We start from the raw sequence: 22,610 nt of genomic DNA, 5'->3' as shown, positions 1-22,610 counted from the left end.
TATTGAAGATGTCGAACACGAACAGTTTGTTGACGATCAAAGACTTGTACGCCAGCGTTGAAGATAAGCAAATTATCAAAGGGCTTAATCTAGACATTAAACCAGGCGAAGTACATGCGATCATGGGCCCAAATGGTGCCGGTAAAAGTACCATGGGTTATGTGTTATCAGGTCGTGAAGGTTATACGGTTGATAGTGGCAGCGTAACACTTGGCGGCCAAGATTTATTAGACATGGAAACGGAAGATCGCGCTCGCGCGGGCCTTTTCTTAGCGTTCCAGTATCCGGTAGAAATTCCAGGTGTTAGTAACCTTGAGTTCCTTAAAGCGTCTGTTGATGCGCAGCGTGAAGCGCGTGGTGAAGAAGCCATTACTTCTGCTGAGTTCTTGAAAGAAGCGAAAATCGCTTGTAAGCAAGTTGATTTGCCTGTGTCTTTCTTGAAACGAGGGGTCAATGAAGGCTTCTCTGGTGGCGAGAAAAAACGTAACGAATTAATGCAGATGTTACTGCTTAAACCAAAACTGTGCATCCTAGATGAAACAGATTCTGGTTTGGATATTGATGCTTTACAAGTGGTTGCTGAGGGCGTTAATAGCCAGCGTTCCGCTGATCGCAGCTTTATTGTTGTGACGCATTACCAGCGCCTTTTGGATTACATTAAGCCGGATTTTGTACACGTATTGTCTGGTGGCAAAATTGTTAAAAGTGGCGACGCTTCCTTGGCACTTGAGTTAGAAGCTCAAGGTTACGCTTGGTTGCAGAATGCACCCGCCGAAGACGAACTAGAGGGGTAATGCATGAGTGAATGGTTAGAAAGCGCCATTACTCGAGCGCAAAATCTTAATGATTGGCTTGCCCCTAAACGTGCACATGCTATTGAATTATTAACGCAAACGAAATGGCCAACACGTAAGACAGAAGCGTGGCGTTATACGCCGCTGCGTCCTGTTGAACGAACTAAAGCAGGTGTTGTGTCTGGTGATGCTAATTTGTCTCCAGAGAGTATCACTGGTCTAGAAGCGATTGAATTGGTGTTTGTAAATGGCCGATTTGATGCAACTCAATCAGCTAAAGAGTTACCAACAGGCTTGCTTGTTTCTTTAGGTCAAGATGTGGATTCGGCTCAACAAACGGTTGCTCTGAATGCATTCTCGACTATTAAGCCTGAACGTCATTTGTTTGGTTTGGTGAACGATGCGCTAGCCGAAGACGTGATACTAGTGTCGGTTGCGGAAGGTGTTGAAATTACTCAACCTATTCGCATTAGCTCTTTATTGAGCCAAGGTGCTGAGTCTCATACTCGCGTTCAAGTGACGCTTGCTAAGGGCGCTCGTTTGACTGTGATAGAAGACATTCAAGCACAAGGCGATACTTTAAGTACGGCGTTTGTTGAATACGACATTGCAGCTGATGCGCACTTGGATCATTACCGTTTTGCGCTGCAAACCGGCACCAATGTGTCCATTGGTGGTAGTCACTTTAATTTGCACGATAAATCAAAAATGCACAGCAGCATTGTTGGTTTTGGTAGCGACTTATCTCGTTTAGACACGGATATTATCCATGCGGGTGAGTTTGCAGACGCAAAATTGAACGCGATTTACCTGCTTGATGGCAAAGAGCTGTTTGACCTTCATGCGACGGTTGAGCACGCTATGCCAAACGGCACCACAGAAGAAAACGTGCGTTGTATCGTTGCCGATCGTGCGCGAGCTGTGTTTAACGGTCGAATCCATATCCACCGTGATGCGCAGAAAACCTTAGCGTCGTTAAATAACCGTAACTTGTTGATGTCAGACAAGGCGGAAATTAACACTAAGCCTGAGCTAGAAATCTACGCAGATGATGTGCGTTGTGCCCATGGTGCGACTGTGGCTGAGATTGACAAGCAAGCGCTGTATTACTTGCAAACGCGTGGTGTAAGTCGTTCAAAAGCACAAGTGATGCTCAACTTTGGTTTTATTAACGAGTTGATTGATTTAATGCCAAATGCGGCGTTAGCGGAATGGGTTCGTCCTATTATTCGTGAACGTTTTGCGCAAATGGAAGTGAAGTAAGCGAGAAACGAATGAGTCTTGATGTAGCAGCTATCCGTGAACAGTTTCCGATTTTAAAACGTGAAATTGATGGTAACCCTCTTGTTTATCTCGACAATGCGGCCACGACCCAGAAGCCGCAATGTGTGATTGATGCTTTGGTTAATTACTATACGACCTGTAATTCCAATGTGCATCGTGGGGCCCATCGTCTTGCGGATGAAGCGACGCGTCATTTCGAAGCGGCTCGTGATATTGTCAAAGACTTCATTAATGCGCCGAAACGCGAAGAAGTTATTTGGACATCTGGCACCACAGAAGGCATTAATATTGTGGCCAATGGCTTGGGGCAGTTATTATCTCCAGGCGATGAAGTTATCGCCACCGGCATGGACCACCATGCCAATTTGGTGACCTGGCAGCAAGCGTGTAAGGCGTCCGGCGCCACATTAAAAACAGTGCCTGTGTTGGATTCTGGTGAGTTAGATCAGGACGCTTATGATGCTCTGCTTAATGAGCGCACTAAGTTCGTTGCTTTCCCGCATGTCTCTAATGCGCTGGGTACCGTGAATCCAATCAAAGAAATGACCGCGAAAGCGAAACAGTTTGATGCTTGGGTGCTGGTGGACGGCGCTCAAGGCGCGGCTCACGGTCGTGTTGATGTGCAAGACATTGGCTGTGATTTTTATGCCTTTTCTGGGCATAAGGTTTATGGCCCGATGGGTGTTGGTGCGCTGTGGGGTAAAGAATCGGTATTGGCTAATTGGCCCGTGTGGCGCACCGGTGGTGAAATGATTTCTACGGTGACCTTGCAAGATGCTACTTGGAATGTCTTGCCTTACCGTTTTGAAGCTGGCACACCAAACGTGGGTGATGCGATTGCGATGGGTGAGGCGATTCGCTGGTTTAGCGCTCTTGATCAAGACGCGGTAGCAGCTCATGAAAAAGCCTTGCTTGATCATGCCACCAAGCTGGCAGAAGAATTTGAAGGCTTGACCATTATTGGTCAGGCGAAAGAGAAAATCGGCGTGTTGAGCTTTGTGCTAGATCATGGGCACCCAGCGGACATCGGTTTTCTGCTGGACCGACAAGGGATCGCTGTCAGAACGGGCGATCACTGCGCTCAGCCGTTAATGGCACGCTTTAATGTGCCGGGCACAGCGCGAGCGTCTTTCTCGGTTTATAATACTTTAGAAGAAGTTGATGCCTTATTTGTTGCGCTGAAAAAAGTGCGCACCATGTTGGCTTAGGAGAATTTGATGACAGCAACAACATTTGATCCTGTCTCTAGCGTGTCGTTAACCGCTTCCGCACAGAAATACTTTGCTTCTAAATTGGCAAAACAACCGAATAAATTGATTCGCCTAAGCACTAAAGAAAGCGGCTGTACTGGCTTTTCTTATGTGTTGGACATTGTTGATGGCGCCTCAGAGCAAGACACAGTGCTATCATTTGGCGATGTGACCTTTGCGGTGGATTTTGCCTCTGCACAAATGCTTAAAGGAACCGAAATTGACCTGGTTCGCGAAGGCGTTAACGAAGTGGTTAAGTTTAATAATCCTAACGTTGTAGCGGAATGTGGCTGTGGCGAAAGCTTTAGTGTGAGTTGATTAATGCAAAAAATGGTAGTAACACAGCGCGCTTGTCCAGCGCGAAGAGTGCCAAGTGGTGAGCCAACCAGTATTCCAGAGGGTCAGTTTATTACGATCAATCAAAGCTTGGGCGGTAATTATACCGTTACGTGGCAAGGCAATATGCTGCGCATTGACGGCACCGATGCTCAAGCGATTGGCCAGCAACCAGAAGTGCTTGATTTTGAAAATCTAGGCTCTGATGAGATTAACGAAGAGCAGGTTTGGCAAGCACTGAATACCATCTACGACCCAGAGATTCCGATCAGTTTGGTGTCGCTTGGTTTGGTTTATAAAGTGGCGTTAAATCAGGCAACGAAAACGGTGCAAATTGATATGACCTTGACCGCACCGGGTTGTGGCATGGGGCCAGTATTGGTTGGTGATGTAAAATATCGTGTCGCCAAGGTGCCTAATGTCGAATCAGTTGCCGTAGAATTGGTGTTTGATCCACCTTGGTCTCGCGAAATGATGAGCGAAGAAGCGCAATTAGAAGCGGGTCTTTTCTTCTAACGCCTTTGGCCATTTAATGACATTGAATACAATAAAAAACGGCCTTGGCACTTGCTAAGTGCCGTTTTGTTTTTATGGGCGTTTTCTCAATAAAACGCCATTTATTATTTTATAGCGCTTAAGTAAAAGAGGGGAGTCATGTCCTTACCGAGCATAGAAGAGATTGTAGACGATCTGTTGTTTTTCGACGATTGGGAAGATAAATACAAGTACATCATTGATTTAGGTAAGTCGTTACCTGTATTTGATGAGGCTTGGCGTACGCCAGAGCGTTTGGTTAAAGGTTGTCAAAGTAGTGTTTGGATTCAGCCAGGCAGCGAGCAAGACAGTGCCAAAGGTGAAGTGCTGACATTTGCGGTAGACAGTGATGCGATTATTGTTCGAGGTTTACTGGGGTTGGTGCTCGCAGCACTGAATCATAAAACACCGGAAGAAATTTTAGCGTTTGACGTGACCGGTTATTTTGAATCTTTGGACCTTGAACGCCATTTAAGTCCAACGCGAGGCAATGGCTTACGGTCTATCGTTGGTCGCATTCAAAATATTGCTAAATCTGCGGCTTAATCGTTCTAAGTTGTGTTGTTTTCTCGGAGAAAGTTATGAATACCCCCGTTTATTTAGATTATTCTGCAACCACGCCCGTTGACCCTAGAGTGGCTGAAAAAATGATGGCTTGCCTAACGCCGGATGGCAATTTTGGTAATCCAGCCTCGCGTTCACACTTATTCGGCTGGCGTGCAGAAGAAGCGGTGGAAGAGGCGAGAATGCAAGTCGCTGCTTTGATTAATGCAGAGTCGCGCGAAATTGTCTGGACCTCAGGCGCAACAGAAGCCAATAACTTGGCGCTTAAAGGGGTGGCTCACGCTTATCGTCAAAAAGGCCGTCATATCATCACCTCGATGATAGAGCACAAAGCCGTATTGGACCCTTGTAAGCAGCTTGAGAAAGAAGGTTTTGAGGTGACGTATCTGAAGCCAGACAGCCATGGTGTTATCTCAGTGGCTCAGGTTCAAGAGGCGCTTCGTGAAGACACTATTTTGGTTTCTTTGATGCACGGCAATAATGAACTGGGTGTGTTAACTGACATCGGGGCAATCGGCGAGCTGACACGGGCGAATGGCGTATTTCTGCATGTAGATGCTGCTCAAACCACGGGCAAAGTAGCGATTGACGTGAATGCTATGAAAGTTGATTTGATGTCACTGACTGCCCATAAAACCTATGGCCCAAAAGGCATCGGTGCCTTGTTTGTTCGTCGTACACCAAAAGTGAAGCTGGAAGCACAGATTCATGGTGGCGGTCATGAGCGTGGCATGCGCTCCGGTACCTTGGCGACACATCAGATCGTTGGTATGGGAGAAGCCTTTCGTTTGGCAGGCGAAGAGATGACGCAGGACTGCGCTCGTATTGAAGCCTTGCGTGATCGCTTATGGAATGACTTAAATTCCTTGTCTGGTGTGCATTTAAACGGCGATGCAAAGGCACGAGTTGCTGGCGTTCTGAATGTAGGTTTTACGGATGTAGATGGCGAGATTTTATTAATGTCATTAACGGACATTGCCGTGTCGTCTGGTTCTGCTTGTACTTCTGCAAGCTTGGAGCCTTCTTATGTGTTGCGCGCCATTGGTTTGCCTGATGCCTTAGCTCACAGCTCATTGCGTTTATCAGTTGGGCGTTTTACCACTGAGGAAGATGTAGACTTTGCGGCAACCACGATAAAAAATGCGGTTAGCAAGCTGAGATAAAGCGGAATAAGTCGAAAAGCGTCTTTTAAACACGATATAGCAAAAGAAAACGCGATTCGGCATACAATTTTAATCAAGAGGTGCGTATAATCCACGCGCTGAACTTTTATGTCTTGGGTCATGTAAAACATCACCCTTTTAAATTTAATTTGGAGTTATATCATGGCGTTGGAACGTACTCTTTCTATCATCAAACCAGATGCTGTTGCAAAAAATGTAATTGGCGAAATCTACACTCGTTTTGAGCGTGCTGGTCTTAAAATTGTTGAAGCTAAAATGGTTCAACTAGACGACGAATTGGCTGGCGGTTTTTACGCTGAGCACAAAGAGCGTCCTTTCTACAAAGACTTGGTTGGCTTCATGACGTCTGGTCCTGTTGTTGTTTCTGTTCTTGAAGGTGAAGGCGCTGTTCTTCGTCACCGTGAACTAATGGGTGCTACTAACCCTAAAGAAGCCGCTGCTGGTACTTTGCGTGCAGATTACGCAACATCTATCGATGCTAACGCTGTACACGGTTCTGATTCTGTTGAATCTGCAACTCGTGAAATTGCTTACTTTTTCGGTAAGTAATTGACAGCTAGGACCTTTATGTCCGAACTGATTTGTAAAAGCGGGCGCTAGTCCGCTTTTTTACAGAGGCTTCTGAAAAGACTTTTCTTTTCAGAGGCTTTTTTCGTTTACACTTAATGCTACACACAGCAAGCGATTTTTATTATGACTGACATCAAAAAAATAAACTTATTGGGTTTATCTCCTGAAAAACTGATTGAGTACTTTGAATCCATCGGTGAGAAAAAATTCCGCGCCACGCAAGTGATTAAATGGATTCATCAAAAGGGCGCTGAAAGTTTCGAAGAAATGACGGATGTCAGTAAGGTGTTGCGCGCGAAACTGGAAAAAACATGCGAAATTCGTGCGCCTGAAGTGGTTTCTCAAAATATATCATCAGATGGAACGCGAAAGTGGATCATTCGAACGGAAGGTGGCAAGAATGATTGTGTCGAGACTGTCTTAATTCCTGACGGTGATCGCGCGACCTTGTGTGTGTCTTCTCAGGTTGGTTGTTCTTTGGATTGTAGTTTTTGCTCTACTGGTAAACAGGGTTTTAACCGTAACTTAACGCCGGCTGAGATTATTGGGCAGGTATGGATTGCGATAAAATCCTTTGGACCTATGGACCCTAACGGTCCGCGTCGTGTGACCAATGTTGTTATGATGGGCATGGGCGAGCCGCTGATGAACTTCGAGCCAGTTGTTGATGCGATGATTTTAATGATGCACGATCATGCATACGGTTTATCTAAGCGTCGCGTTACCCTAAGTACGTCTGGTGTAGTGCCGAAAATTTATGAATTAGTGAAGCGTACTGATGTTTCATTGGCGATTTCTTTGCATGCGCCAAATGATGAGCTACGCAGTCAGCTTGTGCCAATCAACAAAAAATACCCAATTGCAGAATTGATTGAAGCATGTCAGTTTTATTTGGCGAACTTGCCTGACAAGCGTCATATCACCATTGAGTACACATTGATGTCTGGTGTGAACGACAATGAACAGCAGGCTCATGAACTTGCTAAATTGCTTCAGGTGTTAGAATGTAAAATCAATTTGATTCCATTCAATCCTTTTCCTAATTCAGGCTATGAAAAGCCATCTAACAACCGTACTCGCCGTTTTCAGAAAATTTTGGCGGATGCCGGCTATACTGTCACTGTGCGTACTACCCGTGGTGATGATATTGATGCCGCATGTGGACAGTTAGTAGGGGATTTTCAGGATAAAACTCGTCGCAGTCAAAAATACATTGAATTACATGAAGTAAAAAGCGAATAAATTAGTACGGATATTTATTTACTCAAAGACAAGGATGTCTTTATGAAAAAATACAGCGTTATAGCGATATTTATCGCCTCATTGCTAATGTCTGCTTGTGCTTACCAGCCTGTCAGCCAGAACACTCGACATTACTCAAATCAAAAAAGATTATCTCTCGCACAAACTCATCTTCTACTTGGCCAGTTAAACTTAACAAAGTCTCAGCTAGATCAGATTGAAGATAAAGATCGCAATCGAGAGTATTGGCGATTGCTTAGCTTGTACTGGTTGAGTGTTGAAAATGAGGATGAAGCGCTAGAGATCCACCTTCAAGCTTTAAAGCGATACCCTAAAGATGATTTTCTACTGAACAATTTAGGGGTTCTTTTAGGGCAAAGAAAACAGTGGGTTGAGGCGTGTGACGTTTTTCAGAAGGCTTCGATGGAGGGTCTCTCAGCAAGGCAATCAGTATGGATTAATCTATCTCGATGTAGGATGCGTCAAGATGACGTAAAAAACGCTTCAAAGGATCTAAATCGAGCAAAAGAAATTGCTGATTTACCTCTTATTGGTTTGATGACAGAGCTTAATCTTGTTTTAATACAGGGTAACCTTAGTAGGGCTCGCCTCATTTTAAATAATATCCAGGCTGAAACTAAAAATACGCAAAATATGTCGTATTTTGATGAATATAACTGTCTGTCGCGGCAGGTTATCGCACGCGAGACTGACCTTACAATATATTCATCCGCGAGCACTTCAATATGTCTGGATAGCTCAAGGTATTGACATGACAACTGAATTTCAAACGGATGTTTCTTTCAACGACAGTGATCCAGAAAAAATTGATATTGGCAAAACGTTACAAGCCGCTCGAATTAAGCGAAACCTAGATGAAAGGCAGGTCGCTAGTGAATTAAAAATACCAATTGATCAAGTTATGGCGCTTGAAGACAATCGTTTTAATTACTTTAGGTCTGCTACATTTGCTAGGGGTTACCTGAAGGGGTATTGCCGTCTGCTTGAAATAAATGCAAACGACGTGTTGAAAAAATTCGATGCATTAGCCGCAACATTGAGTACGGAATCAAACATCAAACCTGTTGATAAAGTGGTCAATAAACAAGCAGGCTTTGGCGATCCGTTCGTGATTCTTATTTCTGTGGTAATTATTGCCGTACTGATATTTTTAGCATTCTGGTGGCCAACGTTTTCAAGTAATAACTCTGCGGTTATCGATAAGCAATCATCAGCGAATCAAGCGAAATCAAATGATGCAGTGTCGACAGATCAAACACCGATTCTGAGCACTGCTCCTGCTCAGCCTAGTGATTCAACTAATACTGTTGTTGCAAATCAGGCCGCCGCTACAATCACTCCAGCCGATGCAATCACGCCAGCTGATGATAAGCCAACGAAAGAAGATGGGGTGACCACAGGGCTTTCAGCTGAGACAATCGCCATTTTAGAAAAAGCGGGTGTTAACCCTAAAAAAGTTGAAGAAGCGACAAAAGAAATCCCTGAAGATAGCGCAACGATCACACCCAAAACACCTCTTTATAGCAATGACATCGATGTAACGTTCGATGCGGACTGTTGGACTGAAGTTCGCGACGGCAGCGGTAAAATTCTGTATTCAGGGGTGAAAACAGCGGGTAGTAAACTAGAATTAACTGGCACGGCACCTTACCGTGTTGTTCTTGGTTATGCTCGCGGTGTCTCCTCGTTTAAATTTAAAGGTGAAGTCTACGACTTTTCTTCATATACCCATAAAGATCTGGCTCGCTTCGAGCTCAAGTAGAGAGAATTATGCATTTTGAATCGCCAATAAAACGTCGTCAATCACGTCAAATTATGGTGGGGAATGTGCCTGTTGGTGGCGGCGCTCCCATTAGTGTGCAAAGCATGACGAATACTGAAACGTGTGATGTGGACGCTACTATCGCCCAAATAAGAGCCATTGCTGATGCTGGTGGTGATATTGTTCGAGTCTCGATTCCTTCCATGGATGCTGCTGAAGCATTTAAGGAAATTCGCAAACAAGTTTCTGTACCACTCGTTGCTGATATCCATTTTGATTATAAAATTGCGCTTAAAGTGGCAGAGTACGGGGTAGATTGCTTACGAATTAACCCGGGTAATATCGGTAATAAAGACCGAGTTCGAGCGGTAGTTGATTGCGCGAGAGATAAAAATATTCCAATTCGAATCGGCGTGAATGCCGGCTCGTTAGAAAAAGATCTACAGAAAAAATACGGTGAACCAACATCAGACGCTTTGGTTGAATCCGCGTTTCGTCAGATTCAGTACTTTGATGAATTGGACTTTCATGAATATAAGTTAAGCCTTAAGGCCTCTGATATTTTTATGACGGTTGAAGCGTATCGAAAAATTGCCAATCAAATTGATAACCCTTTGCATCTAGGTATTACTGAAGCAGGTGGTTTGCGCTCTGGCACTGTTAAGTCTTCTATTGGTCTCGGCCTTTTGTTGATGGATGGTATTGGTGATACATTGCGTGTTTCACTTGCTGCTGATCCTGTGCAGGAAATAAAAGTAGGTTGGGATATGTTACGCAGTCTTAAGTTGCGTAATCGAGGCATTAACTTTATTGCTTGCCCAAGCTGCTCTCGTCAAAATTTTGATGTGATCAAAATCATGAATCAATTAGAAGAGCGATTAGAAGATATCGTTGTTCCAATGGATGTTGCTGTGATTGGTTGTGTGGTAAATGGGCCGGGTGAAGCGAAAGAAGCGGACATTGGTCTTGCGGGTGGTTCGCCAAATAACCTAGTGTATTTGGATGGCAAACCACACAGCAAATTTAAAAATGAAACATTGGTTGACGGTCTTGAAAAAATGATCCGTCAGAAAGCCGAAATTAAAGAACGTGAGATGGCGAACATCATCGCTAAAATTTAAGGAATTGTAGTGGCTCGTAAAATTCAAGCTATCCGAGGAATGAATGACATTCTTCCAGGCCAGTCTTCTATTTGGCAATATTTAGAAAGTACAGTGGCTGATGTTGTGAAGTCTTATGGCTATCAACAGATTCGCTTTCCGATTGTTGAAAACACTGATCTATTTAAACGTGGTGTGGGTGAAACGACAGACATCGTTGAAAAAGAAATGTACACCTTTGAAGATCGCAATGGCGAATCATTAACCTTGCGTCCAGAAGGGACCGCAAGTTGTGTGCGTGCCGCGGATCAAGCCGGTTTATTGTTTAACCAAGTGCAGCGTTTGTGGTACACAGGTCCAATGTTTCGCTATGAGCGTCCACAAAAAGGGCGCTACCGTCAGTTTCACCAAATTGGTGTTGAAGCTTTTGGTATGGCGAGTGCCGATGTAGACGCTGAGCTGATTGTTTTAACCGCGCGTTTGTGGAAAAAACTGGGCTTATTAGAGCATGTTGAGTTACAGCTGAATACGATTGGTTTGGCGTCTGAACGCGAAACGTATAAAGCCGCCTTAGTAGATTATTTAACAGGGTTTAAAGACCAATTAGACGAAGACAGTCAGCGCCGTTTAGGTACTAACCCACTGCGTATTTTGGATTCTAAAGACGAAGCGACACAAGCGGTGCTAGATAATGCACCAAGCCTAGAAGAGTTTATTGGCGAAGAGTCGCAAGCCCACTTTGATCGTTTACAGGCTATCTTGACGGCCAATGACGTGCCATTTGTGATCAATCACCGTCTTGTGCGTGGTCTTGATTATTATGGTAAAACCGTTTTTGAATGGGTGACCTCTCATCTTGGTTCTCAAGCTACGATTTGTGCGGGTGGACGTTATGATGGTTTGGTTGAGCAATTAGGTGGTAAGTCCACGCCAGGTGTTGGCTTTGCGATGGGGATCGAGCGTCTTGTATTACTGTTAGAAACGCTTGAACTTATTCCTGAGGAAGCGAAAGCCTCTACCGATGTATTTGTTGTAAGCTTGGGCGATGAAGCTGAACTGGCTTCTACTGTACTGGCTGAAAAACTACGATCTGAAACGAAAGGTGTTACTATTTTACGCCACTGTGGTGGTGGTAATTTCAAAAGTCAGATGAAAAAAGCAAATAACTCTGGCGCTCGCTTGACGTTGATTCTTGGTCAAGAGGAAGTGGATGGCGGTGTTTGTCAGGTGAAAGATATGCAAACGGGTGATCAAGAATCTTGCGAGATTTCTGAAATCGCTAACTGTGTTAGTGCTAAATTACAATTGAATTAAGTGTTGCGCCACTAAAGGCATCTTGAGTGAGGAATAATAAGTGTCTGAATTAAAGACTGAAGAAGAACAAATCGAAGCGTTTAAAGAGTGGTGGAAAAAAAACGGCACTATTCTGGTGATTATTATTGCCATTTCTGTAGGTGGTTATTTTGGTTGGCAAGCATGGCAAAGAAGCCAAGCCAATCATCTTAGTCAAGCGTCTGCCCTTTATCAAAATATGATTGAAGCGGCGGCGGATTTATCAAAAGAAAATAATCAAAAAACCGTTTCTTTTATCGCTAAACAGCTGACAGATGATTACGACGATACTGGATATGCGATGTTTGGTAAGTTGTTTTTAGCTCGTCTTGATGCGCAGAAAGGCAATTACGATACTGCGATAACGGATCTTGATGAGGCGATTAAGCAAACCAAAGATCAGTCATTTATTGCCATTGCAAATTTGCGCATCACAAAGTTATTAATTCAAAAACAAGACTACAAAGCTGCTCTAGCTCGATTAGATAAAGTAAAGTCAGCTGAGTTTCTTGCACAACGTCAAGAGCTTGCTGGAGACATTTATCTTCAACAAGGTAAGCGCGATGAAGCGCGAGTAGCCTATCAAAAGGCCAGTGAAGCGTTGGGCGCTAACGTTAAGCATCCTTTGCTAGATATTAAACTTAAGGACTTGGTTAAAGGTTGATTATGAATAAGTCGCTTCTTACCGGTGTTTTGCTAGCTGTTTTAATGCTCCAAGGGTGCTCTAGTTCTCGTCCCGCACTACCTGATCCATCTCCTATCAAAAGTGAAGTGGATTTAGGGAAGGCATGGCGTACGGGAGTTGATGGTAATTTTGGTGAGACGAGTGAACGTTATAACTTGGTGGCACAAGATGGTTCTTTATTCTTTGTTACTCGAGTTGGTTCGGTTTATCAGTTATCGCAAAAAAATGGTGATGAAGTTATTCATATCGAAACCAAATATAAACCTAGTGCGGGGGTTACTCGTAGTGGTGATAATGTTTATTTTGGCACCTATGACGGACAACTTGTCGCTGTTTCATTAAAGAAAAAGGCAGTGGAATGGACTCAGGCGCTTAGCTCTGAAGTGCTATCTGAACCTGCTTATTTTGATGGAAAGTTAGCCGTGCAAACTGCTGACGGATGGTTGAATGTTTTAGACGCAAAAGACGGTCATATATTGTGGCGAGCAAAAGAGGATTTGCCAGCATTAACTGTGCGTGGTACAAGTGCGCCTATTATTATTGATGGTAAAGTTCTGGCTGGTTTTGCGGATGGCAAAGTTAATGCTTATAATTTGCAAACCGGAAAACAGATTTGGTCATATGCCGTTGGTAAGCCAGAAGGCCGCTATGAGATTGAGCGACTAAGTGATGTCGATGGTCGACTCGTAGTAAAAGATGGTGTGGTTTATGCTGCTGCTTATAATGGCACGGTGGTCGCATTGTCCTTACAAAAAGGCAACCCTATTTGGCAGCGCAGTATCCCAAGTGATGTGGGTGTTGCAATAAGGAATGATTTACTTGTTATTGTTGATTTGAATAGCAATGTTATTGCTTTAAATGCCAAAAATGGCTCAGAAGTATGGGAAAACAAAACACTAGTGAATCGTGATTTGATTACCCCCGAGTTTTTTAGAGATTATGTTGCGGTGATGGATCGTGGTGGTTATGTCCATCTACTTGACCTAAAAACGGGTATAGTAGAAGGCCGTGATATCGCGAACGATGATGTTGCTCCAGGGAGTCGTATGGTAGCGGATGGTAAAAAGCTATTTATATTGACACCGGACTCAGATGTTACCGCATTGAGCTATTGAAATCGAAACGATTTCTCTTTTAGCGATTTTAAAGAGGCTGCCATTCCCGAAAGGGGTGGTGGCCGCTTTGTATTTTTATAGGTAAAAAAATGATCCCAGTTATTGCATTGGTAGGTAGACCCAATGTTGGAAAGTCGACCCTTTTTAATCGTCTTACACGAACACGAGATGCCTTGGTTGCTGATTATCCAGGTTTGACTCGCGACCGTAAATACGGCGATGGTAAAGCAGGCGAACATGAATTTATTGTTATTGATACTGGTGGTATTAGTGGCGATGAAGAAGGCATTGATGAAAAAATGGCGCGCCAGTCTCTTTTAGCAATAGAAGAAGCGGATGCTGTGCTGTTTTTAGTGGATGGTCGACATGGCCTTAACCCTGCCGATGAAATGATTGCGAATCATTTACGTCGTGCGAATAAGCCTATTTATCTTGTTGTAAACAAGACAGATGGTATCAATGAAGATATTGCTTTATCTGATTTTTATTCATTGGGACTTGGAGAGTTACTGCCTATAGCAGCGGCTCATGGTAAAGGTGTACATATCTTAATTGATAAGGTTATGTTGCCTTTCGCGGAACAAGTCGCAGAGGCAAAAAGCCAGATTCAGCTAGGTTCGCGTGGTATTCGTATTGGGGTTGTTGGACGTCCCAATGTGGGCAAGTCGACTCTTGTTAACCGTATGCTTGGTGAAGATCGAGTCGTGGTTTATGACATGCCTGGTACAACGCGTGATAGTGTTTATATTCCTTACATTCGTAATGAAAAAGAATACACCCTGATTGATACTGCCGGTGTACGACGTCGTAAACATGTAAAAGAAGTCGTCGAAAAATTCTCTATTGTTAAAACACTGCAAGCGATTCAAGACGCCAATGTTGTGATTGTTGTGATTGACTCCCATGAGGATTTAGTTGAGCAAGATCTTCATATGATAGGCTATGTGTTAGATGCCGGTCGTGGTGTCGTCATTGCTGTGAATAAATGGGACGGTTTGGCGAAAGATGAGCGAGAGCACATCAAGAGCGAAATCGAGCGTCGTTTGGGTTTTGTGCCTTATGCTAAAGTTCATTACATTTCAGCGTTGCATGGAACGGATGTTGGTAATCTATACGATACGATAGAAGCAACGTACGAATCTTGCTATGCGAAATGGTCAACGAATCGCTTAACCCGAATTCTTGAAGATGCCGTTAATGAGCATCAGCCGCCGATGGTTAATAGTCGTCGCATTAAACTTCGTTATGCTCACCAAGGTGGTTCAAATCCACCAAGAATAGTGGTGCATGGTAACCAAACAGATTCGATTCCTGGTAGTTATAAAAAGTATCTAGAGAACAAGTTCCGTACGATATTAAATATCACGGGAACACCGATTTCGTTTGAATTTAAGTCCTCTGATAACCCATATGCTCCTAAGAAATAGGCGCAAATAGTTAACAGGGTTAACAAAAAACCTCATCACTCGAGTGGTGGGGTTTTTTTGTCTTGAAAATTCACTATTGTGGAATAAATAGAGTGATTTACTCAGTTGATAATTCTACTTTTGTCTTATATGACAATTGAGATATTGCTTGCGAATAAACCTTAGCGTAATTTTCATAAAGCATATAAAAATAAAAAGGAGAGTTTTGTGGCTAGCCATATTGAATATGAAATCTGTCCATTTGCGGAAAACTATAAGTTAGGCGTTATTCGACTGAATCAACCCTCAGCCTTAAATGCACTCAGTCTTGATATGGTTGAGGCAATGCTTAGTCAGCTTGAAGTCTGGCGAATGGATCAGTCTGTTGTGGCTATTTGGCTGGAGGGAGCGGGAGATAAAGCATTTTGTGCTGGCGGCAATGTCATTGATGTCTATAACAGCTTAGAAGCCCCTATCAATACTGACTTTGCGCAACGTTACTTTGAGGAAGAGTACGCTCTAGACTATGCCTTGCACCGTTTTCCTAAGCCTGTTATTTGCTGGGGGGATGGTTATGTTATGGGGGGTGGTATGGGATTAATGATGGCATCACGCTATCGAATAGTCACGCCATCGAGCAAGCTTGCCATGCCAGAAATTAGTATTGGTCTCTATCCTGATGTGGGCGCAAGCTATTTCTTAAATCAGTTAGAAGATACGGCCATTGCGCGTTTTATTGCGCTGACTGGGTATCAGGTTACGGCGACAGACGCTTGTGAGATTGGGTTGGCGACTCACTATGTTATGGCACAAGATAGAAATAATATTATTGATTTTTTTGCGCGAGCCCATATGCCTGAATTAGACCCTAAAAAGGTTGGGTCTATTATTGAACAAGCCCTGTTTACGTTCTCTCAATCTGATGAATTGCCACTTTTGAAACCAGAGCTTACAGCATTGCAATCAACGGTATCTGCATTAATGTCAGGCAGTATTGATAATATTTATGCCGCGATGTTGTCTTATCTGCCTGAGTGCTCAGCAATGGATAAAGCAAAGAATACCTTCTTAGCAGGAAGTCCTTTGTCTGCACATTTAATTTTGGAGCAGCTGGATTGGGCGAAAGGCAAAACGCTTGAATCTGTTTTTATGCATGAATTACAGTTATCGGTGCAGTGCTGTTTACAGGGTGATTTTAGAGAAGGGGTTCGTGCTTTACTTGTGGATAAAGACAGGTTGCCAAAATGGCAGTACGCGCGTATTTCTGACGTTCCTAAAGATCGAATCACCACTTTTTTTAATACGACAACAAGCTCTGTGTCGTAGAATAGTTAAGTTTTTTCTTGACTCATTTTTGCTTGGAAATCATGTAACGCCAGTGTTAATGCGTCAATTGCGACCTGATTATCAATTTTGTTATCTTCAAGGAGTGCAATTAGATCAATTGCTAGCTTGATGTGCTCTGGAGCGTTTTCTAAAGACATAATTTTTCCGTATAAAAAGTGTCGTATTTAGGGTGTAAAAGTAGAAGCCTAGATCAATGTTATTTGTTAGGTTTAAGCTAACGTATCTGCTAGAACCTATTGTCGAGGATATAATGATTGGCGACAAGTTCTAATATTCGCCTAGGGTAGAAAGAAAATGATGCTTAATGAGGTCGGTGTGATTACAAACGAATTTTGGTTAGATCGTTGGAAAACGGGTCGAATAGGTTTTCATAAAGAAGGAATTAATCCTCGCCTTATTGATTATTGGCCAGACTTACCGAAAGGTAGTCATGTGTTAGTTCCTTTGTGTGGCAAATCAAACGATATGATTTGGTTAGCTGAACAAGGTTACCAAGTTACCGGTGTTGAATTATCTTCATTGGCTGTGATTCAGTTTCTTGGTGATAATGATCTTGTTTATAGCACTCATGAGGAAGGTGATCTCAAAATCCATACCGTTGAAGGTTTGTCGTTAAGGATTGTTGAGGGGGATTTCTTTATGTTTTCAAAGAAAGGGTTTGATGCTTGCTATGATCGTGCCGCTATGGTGGCTATGCCATCAGAAAAACGTGAAGAGTATGTGTCTCATACGCTTTCTCTGCTCTCGCCATCGGCTTTTGTATTGTTAGTTTCATTGCGTTATGACGGCGACAAACAAGGTCCACCATTTTCAGTGGCACATGAAGATATTACCGGCTTGTGGGGACCTCGTATTCAAAAAATTGCTTCGGAAGATCTCGTACAAACGAATGCGTATTATAAAGACATGGATTATGTTTTTTTCGAGGAAAGTATTTGGCATATTCCTTCTGTTTAAAGTGACAGCAAAGAGGCTTTACATATTGGCTCTGTATACCTGAGTGATTTTCTGGGATAATGCCGAAAAATTCACCCGATAACCAATGTATCTTCGTAACGCACATTTCGAGATGTCACCGTGGTTACGTCGATACCAAGAGCTGCCAATGACCAAACGACATAAAACCGCCATTAACCTTTTCTCATACCCAGATTATTGGGCTGAGTGTTATGGTGTTTCTCCTTTTTTACCGACTACTCGTGAAGAGATGGATCTACTTGGCTGGGATAGCTGTGATGTTATCATTGTCACAGGAGATGCCTATGTGGATCATCCAAGTTTTGGTATGGCGGTCTTAGGGCGTTTACTGGAAGCAAAAGGTTATCGCGTTGGTATTATTGACCAGCCAGATTGGCGTAATACTGATGATTTCATGCGCTTAGGTCGACCTAATTTATATTTTGGGGTGACAGCAGGGAACATGGATTCCTTGATTAACCGTTACACCGCGGATCTTAAGGTCCGAAACGACGATGCCTACACGCCTTATGGTGTGGGTGGAAAACGTCCAGACCGCGCTGTTATTGTGTATTCTCAGCGTTGTAAAGAAGCTTTCCATGATGTGCCTGTGATGATCGGTGGTATTGAAGCGAGCTTGCGTCGTATTGCTCAATATGACTACTGGAGCGATGAAGTTAGGCGTTCGGTTCTTATAGATTCTACCGCTGATATATTGCTTTATGGCAACGCCGAACGTGCCATGTTAGAAGTCACTCATCAGGTGGCAATGGGTAAAAGTATAAAAGAGCTAACTGGCATTCGTGGAACGACTATTGTTCGTGATACGCCGCCTGGCGGCTATACAGAAATTGATTCTACGCGGGTTGATTGGCCGGGTAAGGTCGATCAAATCTACAGTCCTTACGAATACATTCCAGAAGGCAAATGCCAGACAAAAGAGGGTCAAGAAGACCCTGATGTGATGCCGATCCGAGTGATTCCTGCGCCGTTACGTCGTGGTGAAAAGCTTGATCCAGAAAAAACCTATGTACGCTTACCTTCTTTTGAAAAGGTGTCCAAAGACCCTGTTCTATATGCTCACACATCACGTATTTTGCACCTTGAATCTAATCCGCATAATGCGCGCGCTTTGATTCAAAAGCATGGTAAAAAAGAAATTTGGGTTAACCCACCGCCAATTCCATTGGAAACACCAGAAATGGATGGCGTCTTTGATTTACCTTATGCGCGAGTACCACACCCAAAATATAAAAAAGCACGAATTCCAGCTTATGACATGATTAAAACCTCGATCAATATTATGCGAGGTTGTTTTGGTGGTTGTACATTTTGTTCGATTACCGAACATGAAGGTCGAGTTATCCAGAGTCGCTCCCATGAATCTATCCTAAACGAGATAGAAGATATTAAAGCGAAAGTACCGGGCTTTACTGGGCATATTTCCGATTTAGGTGGCCCAACATCGAATATGTACACGCTAAACTGCAACGACGATGAGGTTCAAGCTTCTTGCCGTAAGCTCTCTTGTGTATACCCAACGATTTGTTCTAACTTGAACACGGATCACAGTCCTACGACGCAGCTATACCGTAAAACACGAGCAGTAGAAGGTATTCATACCGTTTCTATTGCTTCTGGTCTACGTTATGACTTGGCGGTAGAAGACCCTGAGTATGTCCGTGAGTTGGTCACCCATCATGTTGGTGGCTTGCTAAAAATTGCTCCTGAGCATTCTGAGAAAGACACTCTTTCTAAGATGATGAAGCCGGGGATGGGAAGCTACGAACGTTTCAAGCGAATGTTTGATAAGTACTCTAAAGAAGCGGGTAAAAAGCAGCATTTGATTCCTTACTTCATTGCCGCTCACCCAGGTAGTTCAGACGAAGATATGATGAATTTGGCGCTTTGGTTAAAAACCAATGACTTCAAACCTGATCAGGTTCAGACTTTCTATCCGTCACCAATGTCTTTAGCAACGGCTATGTATCATTCAGGTAAGAACCCGCTAAAACCAGTCACTTATAAAAGTGAAGATGTTTATACGCCGAAAGACTATAAACAGCGCACGGTTCAAAAAGGTTTCTTGCGTTACCATGATCAAAATAATTGGCAAGATTTACGAAATACGTTAACAAAAATGGGGCGAACGGATCTTATTGGAGAGGGTGAGAACAAGCTAGTGCCATCAGAAGATAAAGATAAGCAGATGCATCGTCGCCCAACAAAACCGAAACCAGGCCAGCAAACAGGCGCTTCGCATACGTCAAACCGTCCAACGTTGGAAAAGAATGTTGCTTTGGATAAAGCTCGACGTAAATCTAGTAAGCCTTCGAAAAAAAGTGGTAGTGCGCCATCCCGAGCAGGGTCATCACCCACAAATACCACTCCAGCGAAACGTGGTAAATCGAAAGTGAAATCTCGCTAACGAATCTATAAAGCAGTGTTTATAAACCCGTAATAACTAGGTTATTACGGGTTTTTTATTGGGCTCGGGTTTAGTGTGTAAGTGCACTGAAGTGGCACGATAAAGGGCGAATGCTTTTTGATGAAGCAAATAGAGTGATAAATAGTGCGTTTTATGGATAATACGGCCATCAATTTTGGTATGTGTTATGCATACGTTTTGTTTAAACGTTAAGTTATGATCTAGCTTACGTTAAGCGCTTTCATAAGAAGCGAACGATAGATATTCCGTAGTTAATCAAAAGTTAATGCGGCACCGAGGACTTATCATGAACGTAACACACCGTTGGCTTTCTATTATTGAAGGTTGCTTGCTGGTTGCTTTGGGCATCCATATTCTTAATTCTTCAGGGTTACTTATTAGTGGCACTGCTGGAATTGGCATGATTTTAAGGCAATTTACAGATCTCTCTTTTGGGCAATTATTCTTTTTGCTCAATACTCCTTTCTATATTCTTGCTTGGCGTACGTTAGGTCGAGATTTCACCATTAACACATTTATTAGTATTAGCTTATTGTCGATTTTTTCAGAATTAATGAGACATTATGTGTCGATTAATATGAACCCTATTTTATCTGGTACTTTGGGCGGCTTGCTGGTGGGTTTTGGCTTAATTATTCTTTTTCGACACAATGCGTCTTTAGGAGGGCTAAATATCTTATCGGTTTATCTAGAGCGTCATTACGGTATCCATGCAAGCAAGACAACCCTGGTGGCGGATTTGTTGGTTTTTTTAGTGGCGATATTTACTTTAAATGCAGAGAGTATTGGTTATTCATTATTAGCCTTCGCTTTCTTGAGTTCCGTTGTTGGCCGATACCACCGACCTCCAAAATGGGCGCAAGCCAAAGAAATTAAAGTGGCTTAATGTTCTTTAGTTATAAAAGCCAATAAGCGTACAGATGTGCTTATTGGCTTAGCCTAAATTCAGAAGTAACTAAAATTTTAATGGTTATGCTGGTGAGAGTGCTTGTTACTTAACTTGGCAGTAAGTTGCTTCGTAATTGAAACAACAATTAACAGAGCAAGTAACACACCGGTAGACAAAGAAACCCAGCTTGGTAAAAGAGTAAGATCAGGGCCTATTTGTGGCACTACAGAGATATGAAATTTGGTAACTAAGAAATCAACTAAGAAACCAAAAAATAACGCTCCGCCTAGTACTCCCGTTAAATAGCCAATTAATGCTTTTTTCCCTAACTCTTTTGCAACCACACCTAAGGTGGCTATGTTGGTAGCAGGGCCTGCCATCATGAAAACAAGTACTGCGCCTGGAGCAACGCCAGCCAGCAGCAAGCCGGCGGCAATTGGAGTAGAGGCAGTAGCACAAATGTACATAGGGATAGAAATAACCACCATAACAAGCATTGCTAGCAAGCCATTTCCCCAAGAGGCAAGAAAGCCATCAGGAATATAGGTTTGCACTAGCGCAGCAAAGGCCAAACCAACTAATAGCCATAAAGCGGTGTCCTCGACTAATTCTGTCCCAGCGTATACTAATCCAGAGCGAATTTTACTCACTACCGATGTTGTCTTTGTTGGTGCTTGGCTGCTTCCACAACAAGATGTTTCTGACGCTTTAGTTGATGAGCCACAGCATGAAGTCGCTTCTGGCGCTTTAGCCGCTGAGCCACAGCAAGAAGTTGCTTCTGGCTCTTTAGTCGCTGAGCCACAGCAAGAAGATGTTTCAGGGGCATAAGATGCCGTTGTTTTTATCTCCTTTTCATCTTTACCAACAAGCAGGCCCGCAAAAATAGCGCTGCCTATCGCTGCAATCGGTCGGACAATGGCCATAAAAGGGCCTAGCAGTACATATGAGACAGTAATGGAATCTATGCCGGTTTCTGGTGTGGACACCAAGAACGAGGTGGTTGCTGCTTTTGATGCGCCAGCTCGACGCAGACCAACTGCGGCGGGAATAACGCCACAAGAGCACAAAGGTAGCGGAGCGCCAAAAATAGCGGCTTTTACTACCGACTTAAGGCCGTGACCTCCGAGTTGCTTATTCATCCAGCCCATCGGAACAAAGACTTTAAGCATGCCTGCTAAAATAAAACCCAGTAGTAACCAAGGGGCGGACTCTAAAAACAAGGTAGAAAAATGCCGTAAAAAATCCATTAGAATCGCTCCTTGTTAAGATGATGGTGTTGCTCTGGGTGGATGTTATTAACATCAGATGCCAATGCTTCAAGAATAGTACAGTCCGCGGCACTTTCCGAGCCTCCGCAGCAAGCATTAGATAACCGTTTTAACGATTTCTGGAAGTGATTAAGCTCTGCCATTTTAGTTTCTACTTCTGCTAATTTTGCATCAACAACGACTTTGACGTCTGCACAAGCGCTGTTCGCTTTATCAACTTCAATAGAAAGCAGCTCATGGATATCCGCTAAACTAAAGCCAACGGTTTTAGCGCGTAGGATAAAAGACAATATTTGTTTGTCTTCTTCAGAATACATTCTATAGCCAGAGTCAGAGCGACTTGATGGTGTTAGCAGTCCATGTTTTTCATAGAATCTTAACGTATCATTTTTTACATCGAAGGCTTTAGCGAGTTCCCCAATACGATACATTTTGTGTCCCTCTGTTTTGAATAAGATTTAACGCCAGTATAAACCTTGGATGTTGGTCTAAGGTCAAGATATAACGCTAGTATTGTTTTA

23 protein-coding genes are annotated in these 22,610 nt (G+C 43.2%); 20 read left to right on the top strand and 3 right to left on the bottom strand.

The annotated features are described in order from the left end of the window. Positions 1 to 8 precede the first annotated feature (8 nt). The 17 genes from sufC (at position 9) to E0D70_RS13375 (ending at position 16,505) form a co-directional block, all read left to right on the top strand. A complete protein-coding gene (gene sufC / locus E0D70_RS13455; protein WP_133012800.1) occupies positions 9 to 794 on the top strand; it encodes a Fe-S cluster assembly ATPase SufC in 786 nt (261 codons plus the stop codon). 3 nt (positions 795 to 797) lie between these two features. Next, positions 798 to 2,057 carry a Fe-S cluster assembly protein SufD gene (sufD, locus tag E0D70_RS13450; protein WP_133012799.1) on the top strand — a complete coding sequence of 420 codons (1,260 nt, stop codon included), beginning with the start codon at positions 798 to 800 and terminating at the stop codon, positions 2,055 to 2,057. Positions 2,058 to 2,068: 11 nt separating this feature from the next. Next, entirely contained in the window at positions 2,069 to 3,286 is a 1,218-nt protein-coding gene (locus E0D70_RS13445) for an aminotransferase class V-fold PLP-dependent enzyme (protein WP_133012798.1), read from the top strand. A gap of 9 nt (positions 3,287 to 3,295) precedes the next feature. Further along, positions 3,296 to 3,646, top strand: coding sequence for a HesB/IscA family protein (locus tag E0D70_RS13440; RefSeq protein WP_133012797.1), 351 nt, complete (start codon positions 3,296 to 3,298; stop codon positions 3,644 to 3,646). A 3-nt stretch (positions 3,647 to 3,649) separates the two neighbouring features. Next, positions 3,650 to 4,180, top strand: a complete 531-nt coding sequence (sufT, locus tag E0D70_RS13435; protein WP_133012796.1) for a putative Fe-S cluster assembly protein SufT — start codon at positions 3,650 to 3,652, stop codon at positions 4,178 to 4,180. A gap of 138 nt (positions 4,181 to 4,318) precedes the next feature. Further along, positions 4,319 to 4,744, top strand: a complete 426-nt coding sequence (locus tag E0D70_RS13430) for a SufE family protein (RefSeq protein ID WP_133012795.1) — start codon at positions 4,319 to 4,321, stop codon at positions 4,742 to 4,744. 35 nt (positions 4,745 to 4,779) lie between these two features. Further along, positions 4,780 to 5,925: an IscS subfamily cysteine desulfurase gene (locus tag E0D70_RS13425; RefSeq protein WP_133012794.1), complete on the top strand. Its 1,146-nt coding sequence runs from the start codon at positions 4,780 to 4,782 to the stop codon at positions 5,923 to 5,925. Between the two features lie 162 nt (positions 5,926 to 6,087). Beyond that, positions 6,088 to 6,495 carry a nucleoside-diphosphate kinase gene (gene ndk, locus E0D70_RS13420; protein WP_133012793.1) on the top strand — a complete coding sequence of 136 codons (408 nt, stop codon included), beginning with the start codon at positions 6,088 to 6,090 and terminating at the stop codon, positions 6,493 to 6,495. A gap of 144 nt (positions 6,496 to 6,639) precedes the next feature. Further along, entirely contained in the window at positions 6,640 to 7,758 is a 1,119-nt protein-coding gene (gene rlmN, locus E0D70_RS13415; RefSeq protein WP_133012792.1) for a dual-specificity RNA methyltransferase RlmN, read from the top strand. A 42-nt stretch (positions 7,759 to 7,800) separates the two neighbouring features. Next, on the top strand, positions 7,801 to 8,529 hold the full coding sequence (locus tag E0D70_RS13410) for a tetratricopeptide repeat protein (RefSeq protein WP_133012791.1): 729 nt from the start codon (positions 7,801 to 7,803) through the stop codon (positions 8,527 to 8,529). 1 nt (position 8,530) lies between these two features. Further along, positions 8,531 to 9,541, top strand: a complete 1,011-nt coding sequence (locus E0D70_RS13405) for a RodZ domain-containing protein (protein ID WP_240537137.1) — start codon at positions 8,531 to 8,533, stop codon at positions 9,539 to 9,541. Positions 9,542 to 9,549: 8 nt separating this feature from the next. Beyond that, positions 9,550 to 10,662, top strand: a complete 1,113-nt coding sequence (ispG, locus tag E0D70_RS13400) for a flavodoxin-dependent (E)-4-hydroxy-3-methylbut-2-enyl-diphosphate synthase (RefSeq protein ID WP_133012790.1) — start codon at positions 9,550 to 9,552, stop codon at positions 10,660 to 10,662. 9 nt (positions 10,663 to 10,671) lie between these two features. Continuing rightward, entirely contained in the window at positions 10,672 to 11,955 is a 1,284-nt protein-coding gene (hisS, locus tag E0D70_RS13395) for a histidine--tRNA ligase (RefSeq protein ID WP_133012789.1), read from the top strand. Positions 11,956 to 11,995: 40 nt separating this feature from the next. After that, entirely contained in the window at positions 11,996 to 12,637 is a 642-nt protein-coding gene (locus E0D70_RS13390; protein WP_133012788.1) for a YfgM family protein, read from the top strand. Positions 12,638 to 12,639: 2 nt separating this feature from the next. Next, positions 12,640 to 13,773, top strand: coding sequence for an outer membrane protein assembly factor BamB (bamB, locus tag E0D70_RS13385; RefSeq protein ID WP_133012787.1), 1,134 nt, complete (start codon positions 12,640 to 12,642; stop codon positions 13,771 to 13,773). A gap of 89 nt (positions 13,774 to 13,862) precedes the next feature. Beyond that, positions 13,863 to 15,200, top strand: coding sequence for a ribosome biogenesis GTPase Der (der, locus tag E0D70_RS13380; RefSeq protein WP_133012786.1), 1,338 nt, complete (start codon positions 13,863 to 13,865; stop codon positions 15,198 to 15,200). Between the two features lie 207 nt (positions 15,201 to 15,407). Further along, positions 15,408 to 16,505: an enoyl-CoA hydratase/isomerase family protein gene (locus E0D70_RS13375; protein WP_133012785.1), complete on the top strand. Its 1,098-nt coding sequence runs from the start codon at positions 15,408 to 15,410 to the stop codon at positions 16,503 to 16,505. 5 nt (positions 16,506 to 16,510) lie between these two features. On the opposite strand, the gene E0D70_RS13370 is transcribed toward E0D70_RS13375, so the two are convergent. Further along, positions 16,511 to 16,663, bottom strand: coding sequence for a DUF2496 domain-containing protein (locus E0D70_RS13370; protein WP_133012784.1), 153 nt, complete (start codon positions 16,661 to 16,663; stop codon positions 16,511 to 16,513). A gap of 157 nt (positions 16,664 to 16,820) precedes the next feature. Here E0D70_RS13370 and E0D70_RS13365 point away from each other — a divergent pair, with 157 nt between their 5' ends. The 3 genes from E0D70_RS13365 to E0D70_RS13355 all read left to right on the top strand — a co-directional run bounded on the left by E0D70_RS13365 (position 16,821) and on the right by E0D70_RS13355 (position 20,818). Continuing rightward, positions 16,821 to 17,483, top strand: coding sequence for a class I SAM-dependent methyltransferase (locus tag E0D70_RS13365; RefSeq protein ID WP_240537136.1), 663 nt, complete (start codon positions 16,821 to 16,823; stop codon positions 17,481 to 17,483). A gap of 148 nt (positions 17,484 to 17,631) precedes the next feature. Beyond that, complete coding sequence (locus tag E0D70_RS13360) at positions 17,632 to 19,911, top strand: YgiQ family radical SAM protein (RefSeq protein ID WP_133012783.1); 2,280 nt, start codon at positions 17,632 to 17,634, stop codon at positions 19,909 to 19,911. Positions 19,912 to 20,218: 307 nt separating this feature from the next. Next, the gene (locus E0D70_RS13355) at positions 20,219 to 20,818 is read left to right on the top strand and encodes a YitT family protein (protein WP_133012782.1); all 600 of its coding nucleotides are present in this window, start codon (positions 20,219 to 20,221) and stop codon (positions 20,816 to 20,818) included. A 77-nt stretch (positions 20,819 to 20,895) separates the two neighbouring features. Here the strand turns inward: E0D70_RS13355 and E0D70_RS13350 are convergent, their stop codons facing one another. Both E0D70_RS13350 and zntR read right to left on the bottom strand, forming a co-directional pair. After that, positions 20,896 to 22,068 (bottom strand): SO_0444 family Cu/Zn efflux transporter, encoded by a 1,173-nt coding sequence (locus E0D70_RS13350; RefSeq protein WP_133012781.1) that lies wholly within the window; start codon positions 22,066 to 22,068, stop codon positions 20,896 to 20,898. Continuing rightward, positions 22,068 to 22,520, bottom strand: a complete 453-nt coding sequence (gene zntR, locus E0D70_RS13345; protein WP_133012780.1) for a Zn(2+)-responsive transcriptional regulator — start codon at positions 22,518 to 22,520, stop codon at positions 22,068 to 22,070. The genes E0D70_RS13350 and zntR overlap by 1 nt, the downstream gene beginning before the upstream one ends. Positions 22,521 to 22,610 lie beyond the last annotated feature (90 nt).

Origin of the sequence: Marinomonas flavescens (assembly GCF_004352835.1) — a bacterium.
GTDB lineage: Bacteria > Pseudomonadota > Gammaproteobacteria > Pseudomonadales > Marinomonadaceae > Marinomonas > Marinomonas flavescens.
The sequence above is the reverse complement of the archived record's forward strand: the minus strand, read 5'-3'. Positions and strand labels throughout refer to the sequence as shown.

Bases quoted from the DNA above. Each gene is read 5' to 3' on its own strand.
- E0D70_RS13425 (WP_133012794.1), top strand. From the start codon at position 4,780: ATGAATACCCCCGTTTATTTAGATTATTCTGCAACCACGCCCGTTGAC.
- rlmN (WP_133012792.1), top strand. From the start codon at position 6,640: ATGACTGACATCAAAAAAATAAACTTATTGGGTTTATCTCCTGAAAAA.
- der (WP_133012786.1), top strand. From the start codon at position 13,863: ATGATCCCAGTTATTGCATTGGTAGGTAGACCCAATGTTGGAAAGTCG.
- bamB (WP_133012787.1), top strand. From the start codon at position 12,640: ATGAATAAGTCGCTTCTTACCGGTGTTTTGCTAGCTGTTTTAATGCTC.
- E0D70_RS13365 (WP_240537136.1), top strand. From the start codon at position 16,821: ATGATGCTTAATGAGGTCGGTGTGATTACAAACGAATTTTGGTTAGAT.
- E0D70_RS13360 (WP_133012783.1), top strand. From the start codon at position 17,632: ATGACCAAACGACATAAAACCGCCATTAACCTTTTCTCATACCCAGAT.
- ispG (WP_133012790.1), top strand. From the start codon at position 9,550: ATGCATTTTGAATCGCCAATAAAACGTCGTCAATCACGTCAAATTATG.
- E0D70_RS13370 (WP_133012784.1), bottom strand. From the start codon at position 16,663: ATGTCTTTAGAAAACGCTCCAGAGCACATCAAGCTAGCAATTGATCTA.
- E0D70_RS13430 (WP_133012795.1), top strand. From the start codon at position 4,319: ATGTCCTTACCGAGCATAGAAGAGATTGTAGACGATCTGTTGTTTTTC.
- E0D70_RS13350 (WP_133012781.1), bottom strand. From the start codon at position 22,068: ATGGATTTTTTACGGCATTTTTCTACCTTGTTTTTAGAGTCCGCCCCT.
- E0D70_RS13410 (WP_133012791.1), top strand. From the start codon at position 7,801: ATGAAAAAATACAGCGTTATAGCGATATTTATCGCCTCATTGCTAATG.
- sufC (WP_133012800.1), top strand. From the start codon at position 9: ATGTCGAACACGAACAGTTTGTTGACGATCAAAGACTTGTACGCCAGC.
- zntR (WP_133012780.1), bottom strand. From the start codon at position 22,520: ATGTATCGTATTGGGGAACTCGCTAAAGCCTTCGATGTAAAAAATGAT.
- E0D70_RS13445 (WP_133012798.1), top strand. From the start codon at position 2,069: ATGAGTCTTGATGTAGCAGCTATCCGTGAACAGTTTCCGATTTTAAAA.
- E0D70_RS13355 (WP_133012782.1), top strand. From the start codon at position 20,219: ATGAACGTAACACACCGTTGGCTTTCTATTATTGAAGGTTGCTTGCTG.
- sufT (WP_133012796.1), top strand. From the start codon at position 3,650: ATGCAAAAAATGGTAGTAACACAGCGCGCTTGTCCAGCGCGAAGAGTG.
- E0D70_RS13440 (WP_133012797.1), top strand. From the start codon at position 3,296: ATGACAGCAACAACATTTGATCCTGTCTCTAGCGTGTCGTTAACCGCT.
- ndk (WP_133012793.1), top strand. From the start codon at position 6,088: ATGGCGTTGGAACGTACTCTTTCTATCATCAAACCAGATGCTGTTGCA.
- sufD (WP_133012799.1), top strand. From the start codon at position 798: ATGAGTGAATGGTTAGAAAGCGCCATTACTCGAGCGCAAAATCTTAAT.
- E0D70_RS13405 (WP_240537137.1), top strand. From the start codon at position 8,531: ATGACAACTGAATTTCAAACGGATGTTTCTTTCAACGACAGTGATCCA.